The organism is Streptomyces sp. NPDC016851 (assembly GCF_055562795.1).
The window spans coordinates 335,347-362,013 of the sequence record NZ_JBVHEP010000001.1; the positions used below are offsets into that span (position 1 = coordinate 335,347).

22 protein-coding genes and 1 tRNA gene are annotated in these 26,667 nt (G+C 70.7%); 8 read left to right on the plus strand and 15 right to left on the minus strand.

Going from position 1 to position 26,667, the window contains the following annotated elements:
* Nucleotides 1-10: 10 nt before the first annotated feature.
* The gene (gene gap, locus ACZ3I3_RS01550) at nucleotides 11-1,009 is read left to right on the plus strand and encodes a type I glyceraldehyde-3-phosphate dehydrogenase (protein WP_467361658.1); all 999 of its coding nucleotides are present in this window, start codon (nucleotides 11-13) and stop codon (nucleotides 1,007-1,009) included.
* 52 nt (nucleotides 1,010-1,061) lie between these two features.
* On the opposite strand, the gene ACZ3I3_RS01555 is transcribed toward gap, so the two are convergent.
* From ACZ3I3_RS01555 to ACZ3I3_RS01575, 5 genes are all read right to left on the minus strand, one after another.
* Complete coding sequence (locus ACZ3I3_RS01555) at nucleotides 1,062-2,294, minus strand: PP2C family protein-serine/threonine phosphatase (protein ID WP_467361659.1); 1,233 nt, start codon at nucleotides 2,292-2,294, stop codon at nucleotides 1,062-1,064.
* Nucleotides 2,295-2,808: 514 nt separating this feature from the next.
* The gene (locus tag ACZ3I3_RS01560) at nucleotides 2,809-3,684 is read right to left on the minus strand and encodes a sugar phosphate isomerase/epimerase family protein (protein ID WP_467361661.1); all 876 of its coding nucleotides are present in this window, start codon (nucleotides 3,682-3,684) and stop codon (nucleotides 2,809-2,811) included.
* A complete protein-coding gene (locus ACZ3I3_RS01565) occupies nucleotides 3,681-4,517 on the minus strand; it encodes an alpha/beta fold hydrolase (protein ID WP_467361663.1) in 837 nt (278 codons plus the stop codon). Before ACZ3I3_RS01565 ends, ACZ3I3_RS01560 begins: the two co-directional genes overlap by 4 nt.
* Before the next feature lie 44 nt (nucleotides 4,518-4,561).
* A complete protein-coding gene (locus ACZ3I3_RS01570) occupies nucleotides 4,562-5,638 on the minus strand; it encodes a type I phosphomannose isomerase catalytic subunit (protein ID WP_467361665.1) in 1,077 nt (358 codons plus the stop codon).
* A gap of 41 nt (nucleotides 5,639-5,679) precedes the next feature.
* Nucleotides 5,680-6,522, minus strand: a complete 843-nt coding sequence (locus ACZ3I3_RS01575) for an SDR family oxidoreductase (protein ID WP_467361667.1) — start codon at nucleotides 6,520-6,522, stop codon at nucleotides 5,680-5,682.
* Nucleotides 6,523-6,680: 158 nt separating this feature from the next.
* On the opposite strand from ACZ3I3_RS01575, the gene ACZ3I3_RS01580 reads away from it, so the two are divergent.
* Complete coding sequence (locus ACZ3I3_RS01580; protein WP_467361669.1) at nucleotides 6,681-8,420, plus strand: NAD-dependent malic enzyme; 1,740 nt, start codon at nucleotides 6,681-6,683, stop codon at nucleotides 8,418-8,420.
* A 610-nt stretch (nucleotides 8,421-9,030) separates the two neighbouring features.
* Here the strand turns inward: ACZ3I3_RS01580 and ACZ3I3_RS01585 are convergent.
* A complete protein-coding gene (locus ACZ3I3_RS01585; protein WP_467361671.1) occupies nucleotides 9,031-9,291 on the minus strand; it encodes a hypothetical protein in 261 nt (86 codons plus the stop codon).
* A gap of 699 nt (nucleotides 9,292-9,990) precedes the next feature.
* Nucleotides 9,991-10,836 carry a DUF4394 domain-containing protein gene (locus tag ACZ3I3_RS01590; protein ID WP_467361673.1) on the minus strand — a complete coding sequence of 282 codons (846 nt, stop codon included), beginning with the start codon at nucleotides 10,834-10,836 and terminating at the stop codon, nucleotides 9,991-9,993.
* A 365-nt stretch (nucleotides 10,837-11,201) separates the two neighbouring features.
* Here ACZ3I3_RS01590 and ACZ3I3_RS01595 point away from each other — a divergent pair, with 365 nt between their 5' ends.
* Complete coding sequence (locus tag ACZ3I3_RS01595) at nucleotides 11,202-12,455, plus strand: PucR family transcriptional regulator (RefSeq protein ID WP_467361675.1); 1,254 nt, start codon at nucleotides 11,202-11,204, stop codon at nucleotides 12,453-12,455.
* A 266-nt stretch (nucleotides 12,456-12,721) separates the two neighbouring features.
* Here ACZ3I3_RS01595 and ACZ3I3_RS01600 read toward each other — a convergent pair.
* Nucleotides 12,722-12,795 (minus strand) — tRNA-Gly (locus ACZ3I3_RS01600).
* Between the two features lie 534 nt (nucleotides 12,796-13,329).
* On the opposite strand from ACZ3I3_RS01600, the gene dcd reads away from it, so the two are divergent.
* Nucleotides 13,330-13,905, plus strand: coding sequence for a dCTP deaminase (gene dcd / locus ACZ3I3_RS01605; RefSeq protein ID WP_356922402.1), 576 nt, complete (start codon nucleotides 13,330-13,332; stop codon nucleotides 13,903-13,905).
* A 25-nt stretch (nucleotides 13,906-13,930) separates the two neighbouring features.
* Entirely contained in the window at nucleotides 13,931-14,428 is a 498-nt protein-coding gene (locus ACZ3I3_RS01610; RefSeq protein ID WP_029180629.1) for a phosphoribosyltransferase, read from the plus strand.
* 96 nt (nucleotides 14,429-14,524) lie between these two features.
* Here ACZ3I3_RS01610 and ACZ3I3_RS01615 read toward each other — a convergent pair whose 3' ends face one another.
* The 7 genes from ACZ3I3_RS01615 to ACZ3I3_RS01645 all read right to left on the minus strand — a co-directional run bounded on the left by ACZ3I3_RS01615 (nucleotide 14,525) and on the right by ACZ3I3_RS01645 (nucleotide 22,956).
* Complete coding sequence (locus ACZ3I3_RS01615; protein WP_467361677.1) at nucleotides 14,525-15,541, minus strand: Yip1 family protein; 1,017 nt, start codon at nucleotides 15,539-15,541, stop codon at nucleotides 14,525-14,527.
* 84 nt (nucleotides 15,542-15,625) lie between these two features.
* Nucleotides 15,626-17,059 (minus strand): FG-GAP-like repeat-containing protein, encoded by a 1,434-nt coding sequence (locus tag ACZ3I3_RS01620; protein ID WP_467361679.1) that lies wholly within the window; start codon nucleotides 17,057-17,059, stop codon nucleotides 15,626-15,628.
* A 23-nt stretch (nucleotides 17,060-17,082) separates the two neighbouring features.
* Entirely contained in the window at nucleotides 17,083-18,507 is a 1,425-nt protein-coding gene (locus tag ACZ3I3_RS01625; protein ID WP_467361680.1) for an FG-GAP-like repeat-containing protein, read from the minus strand.
* Between the two features lie 29 nt (nucleotides 18,508-18,536).
* Complete coding sequence (locus tag ACZ3I3_RS01630; RefSeq protein WP_467361681.1) at nucleotides 18,537-19,940, minus strand: FG-GAP-like repeat-containing protein; 1,404 nt, start codon at nucleotides 19,938-19,940, stop codon at nucleotides 18,537-18,539.
* A 65-nt stretch (nucleotides 19,941-20,005) separates the two neighbouring features.
* Complete coding sequence (locus tag ACZ3I3_RS01635; protein ID WP_467361682.1) at nucleotides 20,006-21,586, minus strand: VCBS repeat-containing protein; 1,581 nt, start codon at nucleotides 21,584-21,586, stop codon at nucleotides 20,006-20,008.
* 198 nt (nucleotides 21,587-21,784) lie between these two features.
* On the minus strand, nucleotides 21,785-22,372 hold the full coding sequence (locus tag ACZ3I3_RS01640; protein WP_467361974.1) for a dihydrofolate reductase family protein: 588 nt from the start codon (nucleotides 22,370-22,372) through the stop codon (nucleotides 21,785-21,787).
* Between the two features lie 2 nt (nucleotides 22,373-22,374).
* Nucleotides 22,375-22,956: a dihydrofolate reductase family protein gene (locus ACZ3I3_RS01645; RefSeq protein ID WP_467361684.1), complete on the minus strand. Its 582-nt coding sequence runs from the start codon at nucleotides 22,954-22,956 to the stop codon at nucleotides 22,375-22,377.
* 343 nt (nucleotides 22,957-23,299) lie between these two features.
* On the opposite strand from ACZ3I3_RS01645, the gene ACZ3I3_RS01650 reads away from it, so the two are divergent.
* The 3 genes from ACZ3I3_RS01650 to fxsT form a co-directional block, all read left to right on the plus strand.
* Nucleotides 23,300-24,040, plus strand: a complete 741-nt coding sequence (locus ACZ3I3_RS01650) for an alpha/beta hydrolase (RefSeq protein WP_467361686.1) — start codon at nucleotides 23,300-23,302, stop codon at nucleotides 24,038-24,040.
* Between the two features lie 180 nt (nucleotides 24,041-24,220).
* Nucleotides 24,221-24,382, plus strand: coding sequence for a hypothetical protein (locus tag ACZ3I3_RS01655; RefSeq protein ID WP_467361688.1), 162 nt, complete (start codon nucleotides 24,221-24,223; stop codon nucleotides 24,380-24,382).
* A gap of 29 nt (nucleotides 24,383-24,411) precedes the next feature.
* The coding region (gene fxsT / locus ACZ3I3_RS01660) for an FxSxx-COOH system tetratricopeptide repeat protein (protein WP_467361689.1) at nucleotides 24,412-26,667 on the plus strand (2,256 nt) is incomplete at its 3' end.

Sequence of the window (26,667 nt, forward strand, 5' to 3'; positions counted from 1 at the left end):
GACACCACTCATGACTCGCATCGCCATCAACGGATTCGGCCGCATCGGACGCAATGTGCTGCGCGCCCTGCTGGAGCGCGACAGCGCCCTCGAGGTCGTCGCCGTCAACGACCTGACGGAACCCGCCACGCTCGCCCGGCTGCTCGCCTACGACAGCACGGCCGGCCGGCTCGGACGGCCGGTGACCGCCGACGGGAACACCCTGGTCGTCGACGGCCGCCGGATCACGGTCCTGGCCGAGCGCGAACCGGCGCAGCTGCCGTGGGCCGAACTCGGTGTCGACATCGTCCTGGAAGCCACCGGCCGCTTCACCTCGGCCAAGGCCGCCCGCGCCCACCTCGACGCGGGCGCGAAGAAGGTCCTGGTCAGCGCCCCGTCGGACGGCGCCGACGTCACCCTCGCGTTCGGGGTCAACACCGACGCCTACGACCCGGAGGTGCACACGATCGTCTCGAACGCCTCCTGCACCACCAACGCGCTCGCGCCGCTGGCCGCGGTCCTCGACGAACTCGCCGGTATCGAGCACGGGTTCATGACGACGGTGCACGCCTACACGCAGGAGCAGAACCTGCAGGACGGTCCGCACCGCGACGCCCGCCGCGCCCGTGCCGCCGGCGTCAACATCGTGCCGACCACGACCGGCGCCGCCAAGGCGATCGGCCTGGTGCTGCCGAACCTCGACGGCAAGCTGTCGGGCGACTCGATCCGCGTACCGGTGCCGGTCGGCTCGATCGTCGAACTCAACACGACCGTCGCCCGCGACGTGACGCGCGACGACGTGCTGGCGGCGTACCGCACCGCGGCCCAGGGGCCGCTCGCCGGCATCCTCGAGTACTCGGAGGACCCGCTCGTGTCGTCCGACATCACGGGCAATCCGGCCTCGTCGATCTTCGACTCGGCCCTCACCCGCGTCGAGGGCCGCCACGTCAAGGTGGTCGCCTGGTACGACAACGAGTGGGGCTTCTCGAACCGCGTGATCGACACACTGGAGCTCCTCGCCGCCCGCTGACCGCGCCGGTTGCCCATCGCTGTCTCGCCGTGTGGCCTGGGATGTTTCCCGGTCACAGGCGTATGACGACCAGCGCCGTGTCGTCGGTGTTGCCACCAGGTGGGAGGAGATCGGCCAGGAGGGCGTCGGCCAGGGCCTCCGGGCCGGATCGCCCGTGACGGACGAGGGAGTCGGCGAGCCGGGCCAGGCCGGCGTCGATGTCCTCGTCGCGGCGCTCGACCAGGCCGTCGGTGTAGAGGACCAGGATGTCCCCCTCGGCGAAGGGAAGGTCGGCCTGCGGCCGCGGGACGTGTTCGGGGCGGGCACCCAGAGGCGGATCGGTCGCCTGGTCGAGGAAGGTCACGGTGCCGTCGGGCCGGAGCAGGGCGGGCGGAAGGTGGCCCGCGCTGCTGTAGGTGAGGGTGTGGGCGTCCCAGTCGACGTAGGTCTTCACCACGGTGGTCGACTCGGCTCCCTCGACATGGCGGGCGTACAGCCCGAGGGCCTCCAGGGCCCGGGCGGGGCCGTCGGCGACACGGGCGGCCGCGCTCAGCGCGCTGCGCAGCTGACCCATGACGCCGGCGGCTCTCAGGCCGTGGCCGACGACGTCGCCGACGGCGACCGCGATCCGGTCGCCGGGCAGGTCGACCAGGTCGTACCAGTCGCCGCACACGTTCAGGGTCCCGATGGCGGGCCGGTAGCGGACGGCTGCCCTGTGATGCCCGACCGGAGTGGGAGCGGGCAGCATGGCCTCCTGCAGGGCGAGGGCGACCTCGCGGTCGCGCGCCTGGGCCCGGCGCAGGCGTTCGTTGAGCTCCTGCAGCTCACGGGCGCGGGTGTAGAGCTCGGCCTCCAGCACGCGGGCCCGGCTGCTGTCGCTGTCCGCGGCGCCGCGGGCGCGGATGAGTTCGGTGATCTCCTCCACCCGGTGCACGATCAGCACCACGTTTCCGTCCCGGTCCAGCACCGGGGCGTTGACCGGGCTCCAGAAGTGCTCCACCCAGTGGCCGGGACGCTCGCGGTCCTCGATGTCGTAGCGCAGCAGCGCCATGGTGTCGCGCTCACCGGTTTCCACCACCCGCAGCATCGACGCCTCGGTCTCCCGCATGCCGGCCGCGGCCGGATCGTTGGGGTTCTCGGGGAAGACGTCGAAGATGTAGCGGCCCACCAACTGCTCGCGGGTGCGCCCGGCCAGCCGGAGGAAGTCCTCGTTGGCGTCGGCGTACACCAGGTCCGGAGTCAGCAGCGCCACCATGCCGGGGAGGGCCCGGAACACCGCCGCATAGTCGATCTGCGGTTTCCTCATGTGCTGCCCACCTCGGCCCGACCGTCCCATCGCTGATGTTCCACGATAGGAGTGACGCGTCGTGGAACCGAGCCGGTGCTCCCCACGGACACCTGCGGTCACCTGGGCGGCCCCTTGCGGTACCAGGAGATCCGTCCGTGCCGGGTCACTCGCCGGCCGGCCGTTCCAGCGCCACCGTCGGCAGGTGCCGGGCCAGCGGGGCGGGCAGCCACCAGGCGCGGGTACCGAGGAGCTGCATCACGGCCGGGCGAGATGGCCGCCGCGGCCGTGATGACCTTGCCCGTGGCGGCGGCGATGCCCTCGGTGCCGGCCTCGACGGTGCCCCCGGCACGCGCGCCGTACTGGCCGTGGGAGACGGCGCCTGTGAGAGCGCGACGGGCGGGTGCGGTCTGGTGCTTTCGTGCGGGACCGGCTGACGGGCGAGCCGACGGGAGGCGGGCTTGAACCGGGGCCGTGGCCTTCGCAGGGACTCCCGCAAAGGGCCGAGGGCACGGACGGCCGCTCCCGCCCGCGCTCAGCCGGCCCGCCAAGCCGACTCGAGGGCCGTCCGGTTGGCGCGCAGGAGCTCGTCCAGGTCCGTCTCGTAGAGCGAGTCCGGCACGTCGTCGGAGAAGATCTCCAGGACGCAGGGGCCGCGGTAGCCGACGCCGTGGGCCGCGTGCAGCAGTCGGCCCACCGGGATGTCACCGGTGCCGACACTGCGCCGGTCCATCCGCGAGCGCGGTGTGCGCCAGTCGCTGACCTGGAGCAGGAACAGGCGGTCGGGGGCGTCCGCGAGGTGGGGGACGAAGTCCGGGTCCTGCCACAGGTTCCACAGGTCGAGGCAGACGCCCACGTTCTCCCGGTCGACCTCCTGGACGATGCCGAGCGCCTGCCGGTAGGTCCAGATGGCGGTCTCCGCGTTGACCAGGACGGGGTTGAGGGGTTCCAGCGCGATGCGTACGCCGTGGCCGGCGGCGATGTCCGCCAGTTCGCGGTGATGGTTGACGACCTGGCGGATCGCCTCGTGCAGGTTCCCGTCGGGCGCCGGCCCGGTGTTCGTGACGAAGACCGCGCCCGGGGCGAACGGTGCGATCAGCTCCACGCTGCGGCGGAAGCGGTCCAGCCGGTCGCGCCGGGCGGCGGGGCCCGGCTGGGTCTCGCTGGGGAACACGGTCCGTACGAGGGGCTGGACCGAGCTGATCGGCAGTCCCGCCTCGGCGACGGAGGCGAGTTGCGCCTTGGCGCGGTCATGGTCGTCGTCGAGCTTGGTCTCGCACAGCTCGATCGCCTCGACACCGAGGTCGGCGTAGTGCGTCAGGTCCTCCTCGAAGGACCAGGGCATGGTGGTGAACTGGTTGACGCCGTAGGGGAAGGCGAGCGGGGGTGTGGTGCTGTCCGTGAGAGTCATACGAGTACGTCCGCCTCGGCACAGTTGTCGGCCAGGAACCCCGTGACCGTCCGGTGGAACTTCTCCGGCTCGTCGAAGAACAGCCCGTGGCCGCTGTGCTCGAAGAAGACGGTCCGGGCATCCGGGAGCGCCTCGCCGACCCAGGCGGGGCCCTGCCACGGGAACACCTGGTCCTGGCGTGCGACCAGGACCAGGCCGGGCAGCCGGAGCGTGGGCAGCAGGTCGCGCCAGTCGTGGCGGGTGTGCTCGGCCATCAGCGCGTTGCGTGCGAACGCGGGTGACTTGGCCATCTCGGCCAGGAGCAACTCCCTTTCCGGCGGGGTGGGTTCGGTGGCGAAGACCGTGTGGATCTGGTCCTCGTCGAAGGCCGGGGGATCGCAGGTGAGCTGCGTCTGCAGGGCGGCCAGGGAGGGCTCGTCGTAGCAAGTGGCGTGTGCGTGCGGCCAGTCCGGCGCGTAGTACTGGCGGGGTGCCTGCTCGACGTACACCGCCCGGGCCAGGCGGTGGCCGCCGAAGAGTTCGAGATAGCTCCAGATGACCGGGCAGCCCAGTGACCAGCCCAGGACGGTGACCTCACGCAGGTCGAGTTCTTCGAGGAGGTCGAACAGGTCCTTGGCCAGCCTCGACACGCGGTAGCCGTGGCGGGGTTTGCCGGAGTCACCGTGGCCGCGCAGATCGACGGTGATGACGCGGGCGTGTTCGGCCAGGGCGTCCACGTTGCGGGTGAAGAAGCGGCCGCTGAAGCCCCAGCCGTGGATCAGGACGAGAGGGGGGCCGGTGCCCTGTTCCTCGTAGTGGAGCGTGACGTCGTCGCTGGTGGTGATGGTGCCCATGGAGCTCCTTCTACGTGCTTTTCCGCGTGCTTTCCGCGTGCTTTCTACGTGTGTGGCTCGGTGAGGCCCTCACCGAGCGCGGCCACGGCGGCGGCCCCGTGCCCGGCCGCGAGCAGCGGCGTGCGGATGTCGTGTTCCAGGTCGGGCAGGTAGCCGATGAGGACATCGGCGGGCCCCTCGATCCGTACATGGCCCAGCGCCGCCGGCAGCAGCAGGCTCCTGGCCCGCCCGAGCCGCTCGGACCGGCCACCGGACTCCACGGTGACCGGGGCACCGGCGTTGCTGACGACCAGCGCGGTGGAGAAGTCGTGCACCAGTGGGGCCGTGGTGCCCGCCCGCCACCGCTCCAGGGCGAAGTACGGGCCGGCGCACAGCACGGTGCGTTCCACGCCGTCGTCGACCTGGACGCTCAGGCCGGAGTGGAACTCGGGGCGTGGTCCGGGACGCCACTCGTCGAGGAGCCGTCCGAGGTTGGTGTGCCACTCCTCGTCGTCCAGTTCCGAGCCGTCCTCCATGTGCCGGCGCATGGCGTGCTGCTGGATGTCGGAGGTCTGCTCGATCTCGTGGACGAGGGTGCCGGGGCCGAAACTGTGCAGGGTGCCGCCGGGCACGTAGACGGTCTGCCCGGCCCGCACCGGAAGCCGGCGCATGACCGCGTCGAAGTCCTGTGCGAGCAGGGCCCGGTGCAGCGTGTCCCGGTCCACACCGGCTTGCGTCCCCACCAGGGCGGTGGCTCCCGGGGCCGCGTCGAGGACGTGCCACGCCTCGGTCTTTCCGTGGGGCTCGCCCTCCAGCCGGCGGGCGGTGTCGTCGTCGGCGTGCAGATGGACCGGGAGGGCGCCGGTGCCGTCGATGAACTTGGTCAGCACCGGGAAGCGCGGGCCGCGCCAGCCGCGCCCCACGAGTTCGTCGGGGTGCTCCTCGACGAGCCGGCGCAGCGTGCGGCCGGCCAGCGAGCCGTCGGCGACCCGCGCTCCCTCGCCGTCCACATCGCTGACCTCCCAGGTCTCGGCGACCGGGCCGTCGGGCAGGCCGGTGCGGCCCAGCCGTTCGGCGAGGGCCCGGCCGCCGAAGACGTGCTGCTTGACCGGGGTGGTCAGCCGCAAGGGGTACCAATCCACGGTCACTCCTGGTTGCTGAGGGAAAGCTCCCTGACGAGGTGTCAGAGAATGGGCTGGCCGCCCGTGACGGCGATGCGCGCGCCCGAGACGTACGCGGCCTCGTCCGAGGCGAGCATGACGTACACGGGGGCGAGTTCCGCCGGCTGCCCGGCCCGTCCCAGCGGTGTCTGGCCGCCGAAGTCCTCGACCTGCTCCGGCGGCATCGTGGCGGGGATCAGCGGCGTCCAGATGGGCCCCGGGGCGACGCTGTTGACCCGGATGCCCCGCTCGGCGAGCGACTGGGACAGGGAGCCGACCATGTTGGCGATGCCCGCCTTCGTCGCGTTGTACGCCAGCAGGCCCGGAGGCGGCGAGTCGGAGTTCACCGAGGTGGACGCGATGATCGACGCACCCGACTTCATGTGCGGCACGGCCGCCTTGCAGAGGTGGAACATGGCGCTGAGATTGGTCGCCAGCGTGTGGTCCCACTCCTCGTCGGGGATCTCCTCGATCGAGTCGCGGAACATCTGGAACGCCGCGTTGCTGACCAGGACGTCGATGCGACCGAACGCCTCGACGGCCCGGGCCGCCACCTCCCGGCAGTGGGCGGGATCGCTCAGATCACCGGGCACCAGGACCGCCGTGCGGCCGGCCTCCTCCACCCAGCGCGCCGTGTCGCGGGCGTCGTCCTCCTCCTCGTCCAGGTGCGAGAGGAGCACATCGGCACCCTCGCGGGCGTAGGCGATCGCGACCGCCTTGCCGATACCGCTGTCACCCCCGGTGATCAGCGCCGCCTTCCCGGCCAGGCGGCCCGAGCCGCGGTAGGTGTGCTCACCGTGGTCGGCCTGGGGCCGAAGGTCCGCTTCGGTGCCCGGGGGCTGTTGCTGCTGGGCGGGCTTGGACATGGGGAAATCCCCCTCTTCTCTCATCGCGGGGATCGCTGCACCGGGTCAACGTGCGGCAAAGGGATGGGCGCCGGTGCGCCTGTCACGCCGACCGGGGTACCCGGGGCGCCTGGCCGGAAACCAGCCCCTACGGCAGTCGTACGACGCAAGGAGATCCGATGGCCCCGTCCAGCAACCGCGCACAGAACGACCACCAGGGGAGGGGGAAGGACCACCCCGGGAAGAGCCATCCCGGGAAGGGCAATCCCGGGAAGAGCCACACCAGCCGCGGGCAACCGGACGGTCACGCACTGCTCACGGACCCGCTGCGCAACAAGGGAGTCGCCTTCACCCAGGAGGAACGGGAGCGCCACGGCCTGGTCGGGATGCTCCCGCCCGCAGTCCTCTCTCTGGAGCTTCAGACCCGCCGCGCCTGGGAGCAACTCCATGCCCAGCCGGACGACTTGGCGAAGAACGTGTACCTGGAGCAGCTCCACGACCGCAACGAGGTCCTCTACTTCCGGCTGCTCTGCGACCACCTCACCGAGCTGCTGCCGATCGTGTACGACCCGACCGTGGGCGAGGCGGTCAAGCGCTACAGCCACGAATACCGGCGCCCGCGCGGCGTCTACCTCTCCATCGACCGCCCCCAGGACATCCGCCCCGCGTTCGAGGCGCTCGCCCTCGGCCCCGACGACGTCGACCTGCTCGTTGCCACCGATGCGGAGCAACTCCTCGGCATCGGCGACTGGGGCGTCGGCGGCATGCAGCTCTCGATCGGCAAGCTGGCGGTCTACACCGCCGCCGCGGGCATCCACCCGGGGCGGGCCATCCCGGTGATGCTCGACGTCGGCACCGGAAACCAGGCGCTGCTCAACGACCCGCTGTACGTCGGCAACCGGCACAACAGGGTGCGCGGCGAGGCGTACGACGCGTTCGTCGCCGCCTTCGTGGAGGCGGTGGGCGAGTTGTTCCCGCAGGCGCTGCTGCACTGGGAGGACTTCGGCCCCGGCAACGGCCGCCGCATCCTCCAGCAGTACGGCGAGAAGACCTGCACCTTCAACGACGACATGCAGGGCACCGGCGCGATCACGCTGGCCTGCGTCATGAACGCGACCCAGGTCACCGGCACGCCCGTGCGGGACCAGCGGATCGTGGTCTTCGGCGCCGGGACGGCGGGCGTGGGCATCGCCGACCAGCTGCGCGACGCCATGGTCCGCGACGGCCTGGACCGCGAGGAGGCCACCCGCCGCATCTGGTGCCTGGACCGCCAGGGCCTGCTGCGGCAGTCCACCGAGGGACTCCGCGACTACCAGCGTCCCTACGCGCGACCCGACGACGAGTGGCCCGACGACAGGCCGGCCGACCTGGCAGGTGTGGTGGATCGGGTGCACCCGACCGTGCTGGTGGGAACCTCCACCCGGCACGGGGCCTTCACCCGGGACGTGGTGCGTTCCATGGCCCGCCACGTGGACCGGCCGGTCGTCCTGCCGCTGTCCAACCCCACGGAGAAGATCGAGGCCATGCCGGAGGACGTGCTGCGGTGGACCGGCGGCAAGGCCCTGGTCGCCACCGGCATCCCGGTACCTCCGGTGGAGCTGGACGGCACCACGTACGTCATCGGCCAGGCCAACAACGCCCTCATCTACCCCGGGCTGGGGCTGGGCGCCGTGGTGGCCCGCGCCGAGCGGATCACCGACGGCATGCTCCAGTCCGCGGCGGAAGCCGTCGCCGGCCTCGCCGACCTGTCGGAGCCCGGCGCCGCCCTGCTGCCGGAGGTGCGGAACCTGCGCACCTCCTCGGCCGTGGTGGCCGCGGCCGTCGCCCGCCGCGCCGCCGAGGAGGGCGTCGCCCGGGCCCGCCTCGACGACGTGATCCAGCAGATCCAGGACGCCATGTGGCAGCCCGAGTACGGCTGACGGTCCAGGATTGTCAGTGCCCGGTCCTAGCCCGCGAGCCGACGACGCCACCAAAGGCCGGAGCGCCACTGCCGGCGGTCGGCGAACGGGTCGGGAAGAGTGCGCTTGAGGTACACCCTGTCCATGCAGACCACTTGGCGCCCCAGCTCGGCACGAGCCCGGACAGGCAGCTGCTCCAGGACCAGCTCGAGCACGTCGCGGGCATGCCTCACGTCGTCGAAGGAACAGCCGCGGCACGAGCACTCCGCGTGCTGCGGATACAGGGGCCGACGTCCATGCGGTTCCAGAAAAGCTCGGTACCGCCGCAGCGCACGGTCCGTGGCACCGGGATGGACGTAATAGTCGGCCGACAGCCTCTCTACTCGATGTATCGCGAGGCTCGTGCGGCCGGAGAACCCGTGGACCCGATCCGGCGGCGGGCCCTCCGAGCTGCGAGGACCGCGCTGCTCGACGCGCAGGGCGCCAGGCCGTCTACGCGGCATCGGCCTTTCTGCATGCAGTCACGGACGTCATCATGCCAGCACCCACGCCCCCGGAGTCAGGAGCAACGGGACAAGCCTCGGAGGTCGTCTCATTCGGGCTGCCACTTCTTGCCCGTGCGGTTGGCGCATCACATCCCGCGGTCCGGGCCGTACCAGGGCTCGGGACGTTCGTCGGCGGTCATCGGAAGGTGTTCGAGCTTCACGGGACCTGGGTAGAAAGCGGAGCTGTTGGGCCCGCCCATGTCCTCGCCGATCAGATAGCGGTACAGCCACTCGGCGAAGCTCATGCCGTATGCCGAGGTCGGCGTGGAGCCGGTCCCAGGCGGACGGGTCCGCGTAGCGGTTCTGGGCTGGTCCGACTCCATGGCGGCAGCCAGGCAGTCAGTCATGAGGTGCCTCGTTGGTAGGGCGCCGGTCGGCCGGACCTTGTCAAGGCTTCGACAAGTTCGGGGTATCCGTACGCTGGATCATCTTTACAACGTGCGGCGCATGTTCCGCACGGACCCACAGTCGTACAGGCCCCGCAGACGATTCACACTCGATCACCAGCGCGCCGCTCGGGAGCCACAGCGCTTCGCGAAGGGTCGCTGCGCGTGCGGAGACACAGCGTAGATCTGTCGGGAGTTCACGCAGCCGCGTCCACGACCAGCGGGGCATCCACCGGAACTCACTTCCGGCCGGTACCCGGCCAAGGCTGTATCGGCGTCCCTCGTCCGGCAGGTTGGCCCCGACCTGGAAGACGACGGCTTCCCCTGCTTCGGCCCGAGCAGCTGTCCGCCGCGCTCGCCGTGCCACGAGGATCGTCCCGATCACCGAGCCAACGAGGACACAGAGCCCCGTGATCAAGCCCGTAATCATGCGCGAAGTAAAACAGGTGGCCAACTGCTGGCCAAGAGGTCAGGCGCGCCACTGACCTGACATGGCCCACCACCACTCCGGCCGGCACTCGCGGACCATGTGCCAGGCGTGCTGCCCAGGGCAGCCCGATCAGAGAGGGTCGCGACAGGGTGTGCCCGAAGGACACGTCTCGGGCTCGCCGCGGCCCGGGAGCAGCCGGGCCGCGGCGAGTAAGTGACCTGGGGAGGGGCTCAGCTCCCGGTGAGGGAGATGGCCAGGTCCGTGATGTTCAGGGGGAACTTGGCCTTGGCGGCGTCGGCCACGAGCGTGGCCTCGCCGGTGAAGAGGTTGACGCTGTAGAGGGAGGGCCTGTTGGCGCCGGAAGCGGCGAGAGTGGCGAAGGCGGCGTTGCTGACCGTCTTGCCACCCGACAGAGTGCTGAAGATGTCCATGCCGGCGTTGATCTGCGCGTCGATGCCGAGGCTGCCCGTCGGTGCCAGCGTGCCGTTGTTGGCCGGGGACTGGATGAGGACCTGGTCGCTGGTCGTGCTGATGTCGAACAGGGTGGTCGCGGTGGCCCCGTTGAGGTCGTTGTTCGTGTAGGCGGCGGCGGAGACGCCCTTGGTCGTGCCCTCGATCGGCGGGGTGGTGAGGTTCAGGTCCTGGACGGTCGTGTGGTCGTTGAGGTTGTGCCGCAGGTTCTGGCCGTTGTCGCTGATCACACGCAGCCGGTCGGCGGCCGGGTTGAAATCGACGCCGAAGTTCGTGCCGTGCAGCGTGTACTGGAGCTGGGACACCTTGGTGATCACGACGTCCGTGGTGGCCGGCGGGGTCTCGATCGTGTAGATGCCGCCCTTGTTGCCGACGCCGTACATCAGGCCGTTCTGCACCCGGAAGTCGATGCCGATCAAAGCCGTGTCGCCACTGAGCCCGACGACGTCCCTGACCCAGTCGAGCACGTTCGGCCGGTCGGTGGTGAACGTGGCCATCTGGGTGCCGTCACCTGTGATCCCGAACGCGCGCAGGCTGGGAGTGGCGGCGGGAGCGGCCGAGCCACTGCCCGGCGCGCTCAGCATGAGCGCTGTCGACGTGGCCATGACCGCCACCGCCGCCGCGATTCTCTTTCTCGTTCCTGCTTTCATCGGTGTTTCCCTCCCGTTTGAACAAGCACCATGGAGTGGCGCGCAGATGAGAGATTTCCGTACCGATTCCCGCGCTGATCCGGAGCGATGGCCGGAATGATCGCTGTGGTGTTCCCCCACGGGCTGGTACGCGGTTCCCATTAAGGCCAGTTCACAGTGCCTCCACAAGTGGAGCAGGCAATGGGAATGTCCCGATCCAAGGATTTTGCGCACTGTGACAAAGCGCCCCAGACACGGTCGTCTCCGATGTGCGCAGAGTGATAAATGCCGTCCGGATTTCCCCTGTCGGCTTCTTCGACCGGAAGGGCATGCTCGCGCCCATGGGGAGCTTCTTCGCCGAGTTGGCCCGGCAGGCGTCGGCGAACGCGCGCCGGGAGGTCGAGGCGTACGCGCGCGAGATCCCGGAGTTCGGGTTCCTGGACACGAACTCCCGGGCGCGGGCCGAGACGCTGGAGTACGCGTTGTGGCTGCGGCGCCGTACGGTCGAACTGTCCCCGGACAACAGCGCATTGAGCGATGACGACCTCGGCTACATCGCGGCGATCGGCGAGGCGCGGGCCGCAGCGGGGATGCCGCTCGATGCACGGCAGCGGGTCCTGAGACTGCACACCTCACTCATGCTGCGCGAGATCAACGAAGCGACCGAAGCTCAGCGCGGCGTCGGCGTCGACGAACTCATGCGGATGATGAACTGGTTTGCCCTGCAGGGAGAACGCGGTATCCGTGCCTACAGTCAGGGATTCGTGACGGCGCTGCGACACCGTCTGCCGTACGTCGAGCAGGCCGCCCTGCTGGCCAGGTCGTTGCTGAACGGAGACCCCATATCGGCGGAACTCGCTTCGGCACTGGGCATGGAACTGCCCGAGCGCTGCGCGGTGACCGTGATCCGGGTGCCGGACCGTCCCGTCGGCGATCGCGACTTGGAAAGCGAGATCGAGGCGCTGGTGAAAACCCACCACGCGCCGATCATGTGGTGCCCGGGCAGTGGAAGCAGGAGCGGTGAGCTGATTGCCCTGATTCCCTTGCATCCCCCCACACCCGAGGCGTCTGAGGGGCCCAGTACAGCCGAGACCGTACAGCCGCACTCCGTAACCGACCCCCAGCCCGAACTCGTATCCGATCTCGTACAGGACTTCGCCCAGGCTCTCGGTCGCCCCTGCGCCGCCGGCACCGCCACCTCACCGCTGTCCGAGGTTGCCGACGCCCTCGACCTGGCCCGGCGGATCAGCAGGGCGGCGCCGCTGCGACGGGCGTCCGCTCGGCTGCGGCCGCACACCGTGTCGGACGTGTTCGTCGAACTCGCCGTTGCGGACGCGCCGTTCGTCGACGAATGGCTCCACGCCGTGGACCGGAGCCTGCGGCCCGGTCCGGACCTCCTTGTCACGCTTGACGCGTACTATCGCCACGACATGCACCGCGGCGCCACGGCGGCAGCCCTCAACGTCCACCCCCGCACCCTGGACTATCGCCTCCGGCGGGTGCGGGAGCTCACCGGCATCGACCCCGGCTCGACGCGCGGCGTGCGCATTTTCAGCTCGGTCGTCACGCGGCGCCTGTCGGAAGCGTGGCACTGAACCGGGCGATCATCCAGCGCCGAGACGGGCAGCTGGAGGGCCCGGACGGCTTCCGCTTCCACGACCTCCGTCCGTGCCGGGCAGTCCTCCGGGAAGGCCGCGCTGAGACGGCCTGGTCCACGCCGAGCGTGCGAAGTCCCACAAGGACGACCCCGCGCACCACAGCGAGGAGGCTGCCGAGAGCTAATGGTGCGGTTGTGGTGCGCGACCGGCCCACCGGTCTACACAACAAAGAACCCCCGGGTCTCTGACCTGGGGGTTTGCCATGGAGCGGGTGACGAGAATCGAACTCGCGCTCTCAGCTTGGGAAGCTGATGTTCTACCATTAAACTACACCCGCGTAAGACGCCGACCGGGGTCGGTGTCCGAACGGTCGCCACTTTACCTCATGTCAGGCTCCCGGTGTTCATGCCGTGGAGCCTGAGAGCGTTTCAGGGGGCGGGATGCGGCTGCGGGTGGCCGGAGTTGGGGCGTACGGTGGGGCCCTGGCGATGGTCCGGGCGGGACCGGAGTGCCGCCTAGAGGGCCGTCCCTTTGATCCCGTACTGTGGCTTTTGTCGTCAGGCAAGCAGCAGCCCGACGCGGCTCTTGGGGAAGGGACTCTTGGACTTGATGGAGCGCACCGTCGTCCGTTGTGCGGATGGGCACGTGTTCACCACCGCTTCGTTCCCGATGCAGCAGGCCGACCGGCTCGGCCCCGGCCGGCTGCTTCGCTGTCCGCGATGTGCGCGGCTGCGGAGTGTGGTGCCTGTGAGCTACGAGAAGCGGTAGATGCGGCAGATGCGGTAGCGGCACGGGCCGCCGGAAGCATGCAGGCAGGCGCGCGGAGACGTCCGGTTGTGGTCGCTCCGCGCGCCTTGCGTATCCTCGGGGCGTGCTTCTCTCAGACAAGGACATCCGGGCCGAGATCGATGCCGGGCGGGTACGCATCGATCCCTATGACGAGTCGATGGTGCAGCCGTCGAGCATCGACGTGCGGCTCGACCGCTATTTCCGGGTGTTCGAGAATCACCGGTACCCGCACATCGACCCCTCGATCGAGCAGGCCGATCTCACCCGGCTCGTCGAGCCGGAGGGGGACGAGCCGTTCATCCTGCATCCCGGGGAGTTCGTGCTCGCCAGTACGTACGAGGTCATCTCGCTGCCCGACGATCTCGCCTCCCGGCTGGAGGGGAAGAGCTCGCTCGGGCGGCTCGGGCTGGTCACGCATTCGACGGCCGGGTTCATCGATCCCGGGTTCAGCGGGCACGTCACCCTTGAGCTGTCCAACCTCGCCACCCTGCCCATCAAGCTGTGGCCGGGGATGAAGATCGGGCAGCTGTGCATGTTCAAGCTCAGCTCGCCCGCCGACTTCCCGTACGGGAGCGAGCGGTACGGGTCGCGCTACCAGGGGCAGCGGGGGCCGACCGCCTCCCGGTCCTTCCTCAACTTCCATCGGACCCAGGTGTGAGTGACCGAGCATGAGCGAGACGAGCATGAGTGACGTCCGCGAGAACCTGACCTACGAGCAGTTCGGTGTCGCCGTGCGCGAGCTCGCGCAGACCATCGCCGACGACGGGTACGAGCCCGACATAGTGCTCAGCATCGCCCGCGGCGGTGTCTTCGTGGCCGGCGGGCTCGCCTACGCCCTCGACTGCAAGAACATCCACCTCGTGAATGTCGAGTTCTATACCGGGGTGGGGACGACGCTCGAGATGCCCGTCATGCTCGCTCCCGTCCCCAACGTGATCGACTTCTCCGAGAAGAAGGTGCTGATCACCGACGACGTCGCCGACACCGGCAAGACGCTCAAGCTGGTCCGCGACTTCTGCCTCGACACCGTCGCCGAGGTGCGCAGCGCCGTCGTCTACGAGAAGTCCCAGTCGCTCGTGAAGTGCGAGTACGTGTGGAAGCGGACGGACGAGTGGATCAACTTCCCGTGGTCCGTGGAGCCGCCCGTGGTGCGGCGGGCCGACCAGGTGCTCGACGCCTGAGACCAGAGGCCGCAAGAGCCGTCAAGAAAGGGGCTACCCGGACGGGGAGCCCCTTTTCTCATGCCGTGCGGCAGACCTCATGCCGTGCGGCAGACCTCAGACCGTGCCCAGCTTCACGATCGACAGCAGCGCGATCAGCTGGATCGCCGACGCGCCCAGCGCCTTCGGCCAGGGCAGGTCGTGGGAGCGGCCGACCATGAGGGTCAGCAGCGCGCCGCCCGCGACCCAGGTGGCCCAGCCCAGCATCTGCACGAACGTCGCGTCGCCGCCGAAGAACATGGCGAAGACCAGGCGGGGGGCGTCCGTGAGGGACATGATCAGCATGGACAGGCCGACCGTGGGCTGCCAGGCGCCGTCGCCGCCGAGCTGGCGGGCCAGGGTGTGGGTGACCACGCCCAGGATGAACGCGCTGATCACCATCGCGACCGCCGTCGTCAGGACGATGGGGATGGCGTTCGAGAGTGTGGCGTTTATCGCATCCTTGCGGGCGCCGTCGAAGCCGAAGACGGCGAGCAGGCCGTAGAGGAACGTGACGATGAGGGCCGGGCCCCACATCGTGTAGTCCCGCATCTGGAGGAACGTCTGCTTGGGGGCGAGGACGATGCCCCTCAGCAGGGCCTTCCAGTGCAGGCGCGGGCCGACCGGGCCGGGCGGCGGGGCGGCCGAGCCGGCGCGGTAGGTGTCGCCCTGGCTGTAGGGGTCCTCGCCGACCGAGAAGGCCTGGGTGTGGCCCGGGTTGTTCGCCGCGTACGGGTCGTGCGGGCCCTGCGGGCCGGGCGGGTACGCGCCGTCGCCGAAGTACTCCGGCTCGCCCTGGTCGCCGTAGCCGCCGCCCGGCCGCCCGGCGTTCGACTGCGGCCAGGTGGGGCCGCCGCCGTTGCCGTAGGGCGGCTGCTGCTGCGGGTACGGCTGCGGCGCCGGCGGGTAGCCGTACGACGGTCCCTGCGGCGTCTGCTGCCCGTTCGGAGGGTTGTGCGGTCGCGTCTGAGGAGCGCCGTTGTTCCGGCCGCGTCCGATCCTGAATCCAGCCACGTCTTCGAACGTACCTGGTCCCGGGCGGTGGCGTGCCGGGCCCGGGCTTCCGGGCCCGGCTTTGCGGCCGAGCTGTGACATCCCCTAGGGGGTAAGGGCCTTGGGGTGTCCGTGGGTTGTAGGGGTTCGGCCGTACGGGTATGCCGCCCCGACCTCACCTGGGCGTCAGCCCGCGAGCACGTCACCGAAGTACGCGTCGCCCGCCGGGCCACCCACGGTCGCGGCGCCGAAGGACTTGGACCCGGTGGCCGTGACGCCCGACGCGGTGGACTTCAGCAGCCAGACCGCGCCGTCAGCGGTGTTCTCGGCGGAGGCGCTCGCCGCCAGCTCCGCGCGGCCGTCGCCGCTCGCGTCGGTGAGCCGCACGGCGTAGCCGAAGGAGTCGTACGCCTCGACGGTGCCGGTGACGCCCGCGGTGTCCTGGGAGAAGGACTTGGCGCCGCTGCCGGTCAGGCCGGAGGCCGAGCCGCGCAGCACCGTGACCGTGCCCGCCTGCTTCAGCGAGCCGATGACCTCGTACGGGGCGCCGACCGCGATGTCGGCGTAGCCGTCACCGTTGGTGTCGCCGGCCGACAGGCTCCAACCGAAGCGGTCGTTCCGCTCGGCGGCGCCGGGCACGCCCGTGGTGTCCTGGGTGATGCGGACGGGGGTGCGGGTGCTGAGGCCGCCGGCCGCGCCGTACGTCACCGTGATCGCGCCGCCGGGGCCGCCGTTCGGCTCGCTGGTCGACTTCTCCATGAAGTTGCCGGTGACGATGTCGCCGAAGCCGTCCTTGTTCACGTCCGCGATGACGGCCGCGTAGCCCCCGGCGAGCTTGCCGCCCGCCGTCAGGCCGGTTGCCGAGCCCTTGTACAGCACGCTACGGGTGCGGTACCCGTCGCCGGCCTCTTCTTGGCCCATGACCAGCAGGTCCGTCTTGCCGTCGCCGGTGACGTCACCCGCGACGATGTTGTCGGTGTTGATACCGGTCTGGGCGGAGGTGTCGATGCCGGTGAGCTCGGTGGCCTTGCCGGTGCGGCTGATCGGGCCCTTGAAGATGTTCAGCTCGGGGTAGGCGATGTTGGCGGCGGCCAGGTCGGTGTCGCCGTCGCCGTCGAAGTCGCCGGTGGTGACGGACCAGCCCAGCTCGTTGCGGTTCTCGGGGAGCGGGGCGGATATGTCGGTCGCGGTCTTCAGGCCGCTCGCGCCGCCCCAGACGACGGTGAGTACGCCCGAGTCGTCGGTGGAGCCGATGTGCTCGGCGTGCACGCCCACGATCAGATCCGTGTAGCCGTCGTCGTCCAGGTCGCCGGTGGTGAGACGGTCGCCGAAGTAGTCCTGCGACTCCGGGACGCCCGGGACGCCGTCGGTGGCCTGGCTGATGATCTGGTGCTTGGAGCTGTCGAGGCCGTTCGCCGTGCCGTAGACGACGGCGACGTAGCCGGCCGCGGTCTTGCCGCCGATCTTGCCGAGCGGGGCGCCGATCGCGAGGTCGCGGTGGCCGTCGCCGTTGAAGTCGCCGGAGAGGCCGGAGGGCGCGGCGGTGGCCGGTGTCGCGGGCAGGGTGGTGAGGAGGCCGGTCGTGAGGGTCGCGGCCAGGAAGAGGGTGCGCTTGCGCATCTGTCGAGTCCCCGGTGTCGTGATCAGGAGTTGAGTGCCGTGCCGTAGCCCGGCGTGCCGGCCGTGGAGATACCGGTCGTGCCCGGGCCGAAGCTGACGGAGCCGGTGGCCGTCGGGCCTGTGGTGGTGGCGCGCAGGGACCAGACCGCGCCGTCGCCGGCGTTCTCGCCCGGCGCGGAGACGGACAGGTCGGCGCGGCGGTCGCCGGTGTGGTCGGTGAGGGTGACGCGCTCGCCGAAGCGGTCGCCGTTCTCCGAGCCGCCGGGCACGCCCGCGGTGTTCTGGGTGTACGAGGTGGCGCCCTTGGTGGTGAGGCCGGACGCCGAGCCGTACAGCACGGTGACGGCACCGGCGGCGGAGTTCTCGCCCGCGGTGCCGATCGCCAGGTCGGCGAACCCGTCGCCGTTGATGTCGCCGAGGGAGACGTCGCTGCCGAAGCGGTCGCCCGTCTCGGCGGCGCCGGGCACGCCGGCGGTGTCCTGGGTGAGGACGAGCGGGGCGCGGCTGGTGTCGCGGCCGCCGGGGCCGCCGTAGACGACGGTGACCTTGCCGCCGAGGGCTCCCGCCGGGTCGGCGGAGGTCTCGCGGTCGTTGCCGACGGCGATGTCGGCGTGGCCGTCCTTGTCGATGTCGCCCACGGACGAGACGTGTCCGGCGGGCAGGTCCTGGAGCCAGTCGTTGTAGTTGCCGATCTCCAGGTCGGCCAGGGCGGTGGTCGCGTCGTCGGTGCCGGCGGTGCGGCCGTGCAGGACCACCCGGGGGTGGCCGTCGCCGGTGATCTCGCCGGACGAGACGTGGGTGATCCCGTACGAGGTGGACCACGAGTCGTTGCGGGAGCCCGAACCACCGTTGTGCGGGCCGGACTTGGTCAGCGGTCCGGCGACGAGGGAGAGGGTGACCGGGCCGGTGGAGCCGACCGCCACGTCGAGGTCGCCGTCGTTGTCGAAGTCGCCTGCGGCCAGGGACTGGCCGTAGCGGTCGTAGTCGGTGCTGAAGAAGCTGAACAGCGAACGGGCGCCGGACAGTCCGGACTTGGACCCCCAGACGATGGTGACGGTGCCGTCGTTGGTGTCGCTGCCGTCCTCGCCGGGCGTGCCGATCAGCAGGTCGGCGTAGCCGTCGGTGTTGAGGTCCGCTGAGGCGAGGGCGGAGCCGAAGGCGTCGTCGGTCTCGGCGGCACCGGGCAGGCCGGCCGTGTCCTGGGTGAGGAGCGTGCGCGTCGAGCTCTTCGGCCCGCTCGTGCTGCCGTAGACGACGGACACGGCGCCCGCCTTCGCCTTCCCGGCGACCGTGGCCCCCGGCGCACCGATGGCCAGGTCGACGCGGCCGTCGCCGTTGAAGTCGTACGGGGCGGCGGCGGTCGCGGCGTGGGCGCCGGGTGCGGACAGGGTCAGGGCGAGCGGGGTGAGGGCCGCCGCGAGGACGGCGGCGGTGACACGGGTGCGCATGCGGGCTCCGGGAGTGAGCTGACGGAATGTCACTGGGCGATCACCGAGCCGAAGCCGTTGCCGGCCTTCAGCGAGACGCCGGCGGCGGTCAGGCCCGTGGAGCCCTTGGTGGTCGGGCCGGTGGAGGTGCCGCGCAGGGTCCAGACGCCGCCGGAGCCGTTCTCGCCGTCGACGCCGATGACCAGGTCCGCCTTGCCGTCCTTGGTGAGGTCGGTCAGGTCGACGGCGGAGCCGAAGCGGTCCCAGGCCTCGGCGGTGCCGGGGACGCCGCTGGTGTTCTGCGTGTAGGACGTGGCGCCGCTGGTCTTCAGGCCGGAAGCGGAGCCGAACAGGACGGTCACGGAGCCCGCCTCCGCCACGTTGCCGAGGTCCTCGCCGTGAGCGGCAACCGCGACGTCGGCGTAGCCGTCGCCGTTGATGTCGCCGGTGCTGACGGCCGAGCCGAAGGCGTCGTCGGTCTCGCCCGCGCCGGGCACGCCGGTGGTGTCCTGGTGCACGACGGTCGGTGTCTGCGCCGGGTCGGGGCCGTTCGGGCCGCCGTACCAGACGGTGATCTGGCCGCCCTTGTGGCCGCCGGGCTTGTGGCTGGACGGGTCCGTGGAGTCACCGAGGACGAGGTCGCCGTAGCCGTCGCCGTTGATGTCGCCGACCGAGCCGGGGAAGCCGTCGGCGTTCGGCAGCTCGGCGAACTTGTAGCTCGTGCCGGTCCAGCGGTAGTACCAGATCTGGCCGCCGGAGTCGCCGTCCACGGCGTGCGGGTGGACGCGCTCGGCGGCGCCGTCGCCGGTCATGTCGCCCGCGATCACCTCGTACCCGCCGCCGAGCTCGCCGGCGCGGTAGTGGCTCAGCGGGCCGCCGGTGCGGGTGAAGGGGCCCTGGTACAGGCGGACGTGGCTCTGGCCGGTGAGCGTCACGTCCGTGTCGCCGTCGCCGTCGAAGTCGCCGGTCGCGATGCCCCTGGAGAAGCCGCCCCACTCGGAGAGGTCGGTCGGCTGCGGCAGGCCCTTGCCGCCGGACAGGCCGGACGCGCCGCCCCACAGGACGGTGCCGGAGCCGACGCCGTCCCGGTCGCCGATGCTCTCGCCGGTGGCGCCCACGACGAGGTCGGAGTAGCCGTCGCGGTCCAGGTCGGCGGCGGCGAGGGCGGAGCCGAACAGGTCGGTCGACTCGGCGGTGCCCGGGACGCCGGGGGAGTTCTGGGTGATGATCGCCTTACGGGTGGCCGAGACGCCGGACGACGAGCCGTAGAGCACGACGACGGCGCCGGCGCAGGACATCGTGCCCACGTCGGTGCACGGGGCGCCGACGGCGACGTCCCGGTACCCGTCGCCGTTGAAGTCCCCGGCGAGGCCCGAGGGCGCGGCGGCGGCCGGGGTGACGGTGAGCAGGCCGGTGGTGAGCGTGGCGGCCAGGAGGAGGGTGCGCTTGCGCAAGGGAGGGCTCCGGGTGGGAAGGGGCCGGACCTGGAAGGGCCCGGCCCCGGGGGATGCGGGGTGGCTCAGTCGGCGAAGTTCGCGCCGAAGTTCGGGTAGCCCGTCGTCGAGACGCCCGAGGCGCTCGGGGAGACGGTGCGGGAGCCCGTGGCGGTGATCTTCGTGCCGCTGGACGGCAGGTAGAGGACCGCGCCGTTGCCGTCGTTCTCGTACGAGCCGGCCATCAGGTCGGCGCGGCCGTCGCCGGTGACGTCGTCGAGCTTCACGTCGGTGCCGAGGAAGTCGCCCTTCTCGTCCGAGCCGGGGACGCCCGCGGTGCTCTGCGCGAAGGACTGGGTGCCGGTGGAGGTGTTGATGCCCGAGGCCGAGCCGTACAGCACGACGAGCTGGCCGGCGTCGGCGACCGACCCGATGTTCTCGCCCGCCACGCCGACCACGAGGTCCTGGTAGCCGTCGCCGTTGATGTCACCCAGGTCCAGCTCGTAGCCGAAGTAGTCGTTGCGTTCCGAGCTGCCGGGGACGTTGCCGGTGTTCTGGGTGATGCCGGTGGTGGGGCCGACGCCGTCCGGGGCGCCGTAGGTGACCCACACCTTGCCGCCGTCGGAGGCCCCGGGGAAGGACACCCCGTCGTCGTCGGTCCGGTTCCAGTGCATGCCGGTGACGATGTCGCCGTAGCCGTCGCCGTTGATGTCGCCGATGCCGGTGATGACACCGGCCTTCAGCGGCCGGGCGCCGGCGGCGGACAGCCCCGAGGACGTGCCGGAGAGGAGGTAGTTGGCGTTCCAGTACTGGCCCGTGGCGGTCTCGAAACCGTCGACGACCAGGTCGGTGCGGCGGTCGCCGTTGACGTCGCCCGCGGTGAGGTTGAGCGGGCCGGAGCCGTCGCCCGACGCCTGGATCGGCGCCTTGACGCTGTAGCGCCCCTTGACCGCCGCACCGGAGGCGCTGATGCCGCCCTTGTACACGTGGATGACGTCGGAGGTGGCGCCGACGGCTAGGTCGGCCTCGCCGTCGCCGTCGAAGTCCCCGGCGGCGAGGTTCCTGCCCCAGCGATCGTGCTTGGTGGGGGCGGGGTCCGCGATCGTTACGCCCTTGCCGGTGATGCCTTGGGCGGAGCCCCACAGGACGGCGACACCGCCGCCGTCCTTGTCGCTGCCCACGTCCTCCAGCGGGGAGGAGACGGCGAGGTCGTCGTAGCCGTCGCCGTTGAAGTCGGCGTAGGCGCTGTCGGCGCCGAACGCGTCGCCGCTCTCGGCCGTGCCCGGGTTGCCGGCGGTGTTCTGGCTGATGACGGACCGCTTCGCGGAGGACACCCCGGTCTTCGTGCCGTACAGCACGACGAGCTGACCGGCGTCCTTCTTGCCGCCCACGTACGCGCCGGAGGCGGAGAACGCCACGTCGCCGAAGCCGTCGCGGTTGAAGTCGGCCCGCGGGGCCTGCGTCGGGTCCGCGGCCGTCGCCGTACCGGCCGTGATCGTGAGCAGCGTGCCCGTGAGGGCGGCCGCGGCGGCGGTGGCCAGGGCGAGGCGCAAGCGGGGGCGGGGGTGGAGGCGAGGGCCGGGGCGGCGGAACGGGTGCGCGTGCGGGTGCGCGTACGAGGACGCGTGCGCGTGCGGGCGCCCGGAGGGGCGCTCGTGCTGATGCATGCGAGGTCTCCTGCTGCATGCGGGGATGCCTGGCGGACATCCACAGTCGATGAGAGGCCGTACCGTCCGTGTTCGCCGGGGGTTGTCCGGGCGTTCACGGGTGGTCGGCGATCAGGAGACCTGTGTCGGGACGTAAGGGTTGTACGTGAGTTCGGTTAATTTCCGAGGCCGCTGAGACGGAGGGCGGGCGGGTTCGTGTCACTCGGCGGGCACCGGCCGGTACCGCACGTCCACCGCGGCCCTGCGGTCGTCCCCGAGGAGCAGCTCCAGGCGTACGGGCGCACCCCCGGGGTTGTCGAACAGCCGGATCCCGTCGCCGAGCAGTACGGGCACGATGTGCAGGTCGATCTCGTCGATCAGCCCGCGCTCCAGGAGCTGGCGGCCGATGGTCGGCGAGAAGACCTCGACGTTCTTCCCGCCGGCGGCCTCCCGGGCGATCCGGACCGCCTCGGCGACATCACACCTCAGGAAGGTCACGCCCGGGGTGGGCTGCGCGTCCTCGGGGTGGTGCGTGAGCACGAACACGGGTCCCTGCCAGGCGCCGCCGTAGATCCCGGTGGGGTCGGGGTAGGCGTCCCAGCCGGCCCGGCCGCCCAGCACGGCGCCGGTCGTCGCGGCGTACTCCTCGCTGAGGCCGGGGCGGAAGGTCGCCCCCGTCATCCAGTCCATCGTGTGGTTCGGCCCGGCGACGAACCCGTCGAGGGACATCGAGAAGTGCCAGAGCACCTTGCCGGCGGCGGTCTGCGGCTCCACGTCGTCCACGCCGGTCGCCCTCTCCTCGTACATGGTCACGGCTGCCTGCGGACCCGGTAGCGCAGGTGCAGCACCCGGTCGCCCTGGATCACGACGTGCGGGTCCTCCAGCAGGTGCTGGGCGTCGACCGACCCGAAGTACCGCTTGCCCGAGCCGAACACCACCGGCACGACGTCCATCGCCACCTCGTCGACCAGCCCGAGCGCGAACGCCTGCCCGCCGACGTCCCCCGCCGCCACACCGACGTCACGGCCTTCCCCGGTCAGCTCCTTGGCCTTGGCGATGGCGGCCTCCACACCGTCGACGAAGTGGAACGGCGCGTCCGGGTGCCACCCCTCGGGCCGGGGCCGGTGCGACACGACCACCAGCTGCTCACCGGCCGGCGGCACACCGCCCCACCCGTCGGTCATGTCGAACACGTGCCGCCCGACGACCAGCGTCCCGATCTTCGCCATGGCCGGCTGCACGTAGTCGGCGGAGGCCTTGGACACCTTGGCGTACTGGTTGATCGGGACGTCACCGTTGCCGTACCAGTCGAAGAGCGGTCCGACCTGATCGTCCGCGTCGGCGATGAAGCCGTCGACGGACACGACGTTGTGCATCACGACGGTGGTCATCGTGTCTCCCATGCGTCCGGGGGCCGGGGCGGCCCTGGTGCAGGGGCGGCCCTTGTGCATCCGTAGACCGGCCGGACGCCGGAAACTCATCGGACGCCGCTTCCCGAGTGCCGGATCCGTGGCGGATCCGTGGCGGCTCCCCGGCGTCCCCGCTGGGGCTCCGCGAAAACCCGTTGGGGGGCGAGGACGGCCGCTGCTACGTTTCCGGAGGCCGTGCGAGAGATCGAGGAGGTGGTACCCGTGAACGCAGTATCGACATGGGTGCTCCCCTCCGGGGTCACGGTCGGGCGGTAGGCAGGTCGTCCGGGAGCGCCGTTCTGGTGCACTCCCGAAAGGCTCGACCATGCATGTCTCTTCCGGGCAACGCCTCGACGGCGGCGTCCTCGAACGCGAATTCACCCTCGGTGAGATCCCCGGCATCCTGTGGACACCCGCGTCCGCGTCCGCATCCGCACCGGCGCCGCTGATCCTGCTCGGCCACCCTCCCCTCGGGCTGCGCAAGATGTACCCCCGGCTGGTGGCCCGGGCCCGGCATTGCGCTGCGGAGGGCTTTGCCACGGCCACCATCGAGCTCCCCGGAAGCGGCGACCGGCCTCGCTGGCCCGCCGTCGAGCAGGCGCGCGCCGACCTGCGCCGGGCGATGGAGGCCGGCGAGCCGGTCGGCGACGAGATCGTCGACGCCCTCGTCCTCCCGCTGGTCGACAAGGCCGTCCCGGAATGGCGGGCCGCCCTGGACGCCCTCCTGTCGCTGCCCGAGATCGGTGGTCCGGTCGGGTACTCGGGGGGAGTGATCTCCATCGGCATCCGGCTGGCGGTGGTCGAGCCGCGCATCGTGGCCGCCGGTCTCTTCGCCGGGAGTTTCGTGCCTCGCGCCATGTTCGAAGAGGCCCGGCAGGTCACCATTCCGCTGCATGTCCTGCTGCAGTGGGACGACGAGGGGAACGACCGGCAGGCGGCCCTGGACCTGTTCGACGCCTTCGGATCCAAGGAGAAGTCCCTGGACGCCAACATGGGCGGGCACACCGGCGTCCCACAGTCCGCGGCGGACGCCGCGGTCCGGTTCTTCACCCGGCATCTGAAGTGAGGCCGGGTCGTTAGAAATGAGGCCGTGCCGTCGGATGTGCCTGTCCGGCACCCGGATCACCGGAGGTGGAACCGCAGCAGGTGGTTTAGCCGTTTTGTGCTCACAGAGCATCGCGAATTCCTACGCTAGGTCACCCGCACAAGCGCGGCGACCCGTAGTGGCGCACAGTCAGGAGCCCTCGTGAGCACGGAGATTGTCGAGCTGGTGGAGCAGGCGACGCCGTATGCGTCGGCCGCGCTGACCGCGTACGAGGCGGCCGCCCTCACCTGGGCCGTCGGCGCGCAGCACATCGGTATCGCGGCTTCCGGCGACAACGTCACCATCCATCCGCCGCAGCAGTGAACGCGCAGGGCCCGCAGGAGCGGGTGCGGGTGGAGGTCACCGGTGACCGGCCGATGGGGGCCGGGTCGATCGGGGTGGCGATCAGCGGTGACAACGCGCGGATCGTGGTGCTGCCGAAGGAGGCCGTGCACTGGGCCCACACCGTTCAGGCCCCGCCGGAAGCCGGGTTCCTGCCGACGTCGGCGTCGGGAGTCTTCGTCGGTCGCGAGCAGGAGCTGACCGCGCTGCGGGAGATGCTCACGGGCGAGGGGTCGGCTGCGGTGGTGCAGCCGGCCCGGGCGCGGGCGCGGGCGATCCACGGGCTGGGTGGCGTGGGGAAGAGCGCCCTGGCCCTGCACTACGCCGACCGTTACCGCAGCGCCTACACGCTGGTGTGGTGGATCACCGCCGAATCCGCCGAAGCGATCGTGAACGGCCTCGCCGGCATCGCGGCGCAGCTGTGCCCGGAATGGGCGCAGACCGCCGGGTCGGACGAGCGGGCGGCGTGGGCGATCACCTGGCTCCAGGCCCACCCCGGCTGGCTGCTGATCTTCGACAACGTCGAGGATCCCGCCCACTTGCGCCCCTACCTGGGCACCCTGAACCGGGGCCACCACCTCGCCACCAGCCGTAGAGCCACCGGATGGCACAAACTGGCTCCCAAAATGGCCCTGGGCCTGCTCCCCTCGGAGGAGGCCACCGACCTGCTGTGCGCCATCGCCTTCCAGGACTCAGTCCCCACCGGTGAACAGCGGGACGCGGCGCGGAAACTCGCCGAGGACCTCGGATGCCTGCCCCTGGCACTGGAACAGGCCGGCGCCTACGCCTACCGGACCGGCACCGACCTCGACACCTACCGCCAGTCCCTCGGACTCGTCCTGGACGAAGACGACGACGTCGACGACCCCGAACGGACCATCGCCCGAATCTGGGGCCAGACGCTCACCGCGATCAGAACGCGAAAGCCGCTGGCGGTCACACTCCTGCAGACCATGGCGTGGCTGGCCCCCGACGACATCCCGCGCGACCTCCTCGCCCCGCTGGCCCCCGACACGATCGCGTTGGCCAACGCCCTGGGCGAACTCCACGCCTACAACATGATCGCCTTCACCGACGACCGCCAGGGCATCAGCGTCCACCGCCTCGTACAGACCGTCCTCCGCACGAGCACGACACCCGCATCGGACACCGGCGTCCCTGGGCCGGCCCCGGGCCGTGCCGAGGCGGAAGACGTGGTGAAGCAGGCTTTACCCGCCCCACCCGACAACGCCCAGCCCGAAGCCACCGCTCCATGGGAACGCCTGCTCCCTCACATCCTGGCCCTGGCGGAGTCCATACCACCCCAACACCCCGCCACCGCCGAAGCGGTCGACACCTACTACCAGGCCGCGCAGTACCTCTACCGGCAAGGCCGCGACGCGCACACCATTGTGCTGCGCACCGCTACCGTCGCCATCTCCGAACAGACTTTCGGGGACACTCACCCCCACACTCTGACCCACCGCCAGAACCTCGCCAATGCCTATCAGGCCGCAGGCGACCTGGGCAGAGCCATCTCCTTGTACATGACGACCCTTGCCCAGCGCGAGGATGTCCTTGGGGACACTCACCCTCACACGCTCGCCAACCGCAGTAATCTCGCCACCGCCTACCGGGACATCGGTGACTTGGGTAAGGCCATTCCGTTGCTGGAGGCCACCCTTGCCCAGCGCGAGGAGGTCTTGGGGGACACTCACCCTCAGACGCTTGCCAGCCGCAACAGTCTCGCCACCGCCTACCGGGCTGCCGGGGATCTGCGTAAGGCCATTCCGTTGCTGGAGGCCACCCTTGCCCAGCGTGAGGAGGTCTTGGGGGACACTCACCCTCAGACGCTTGCCAGCCGCAACAATCTCGCCACCGCCTACCGGGCTGCCGGGGATCTGCGTAAGGCCATTCCGTTGCTGGAGGCCACCCTTGCCCAGCGCGAGGAGGTCTTGGGGGACACCCACCCCGACACCCTCGCCAACCGCAACAACCTTGCCCATGCCTATCGGGACGCCGGGGATCTGCGTAAGGCCGTTCCGTTGCTGGAGGCCACCCTTGCCCAGTGTGAGCGGGTTCTGGGGGACACCCACCCTCACACCCTCACAAGCCGCAACAATCTCGCAAGCGCCCATCAGGCAGCGGGTTACTTGGGTAAGGCCATTTCGCTACTGGAGGCCACCCTTGCGCAGCGCGAGGAGGTCTTGGGGGACACCCACCCCGACACCCTCGCCAACCGCAACAACCTTGCCCATGCCTATCGGGACGCCGGGGATCTGCGTAAG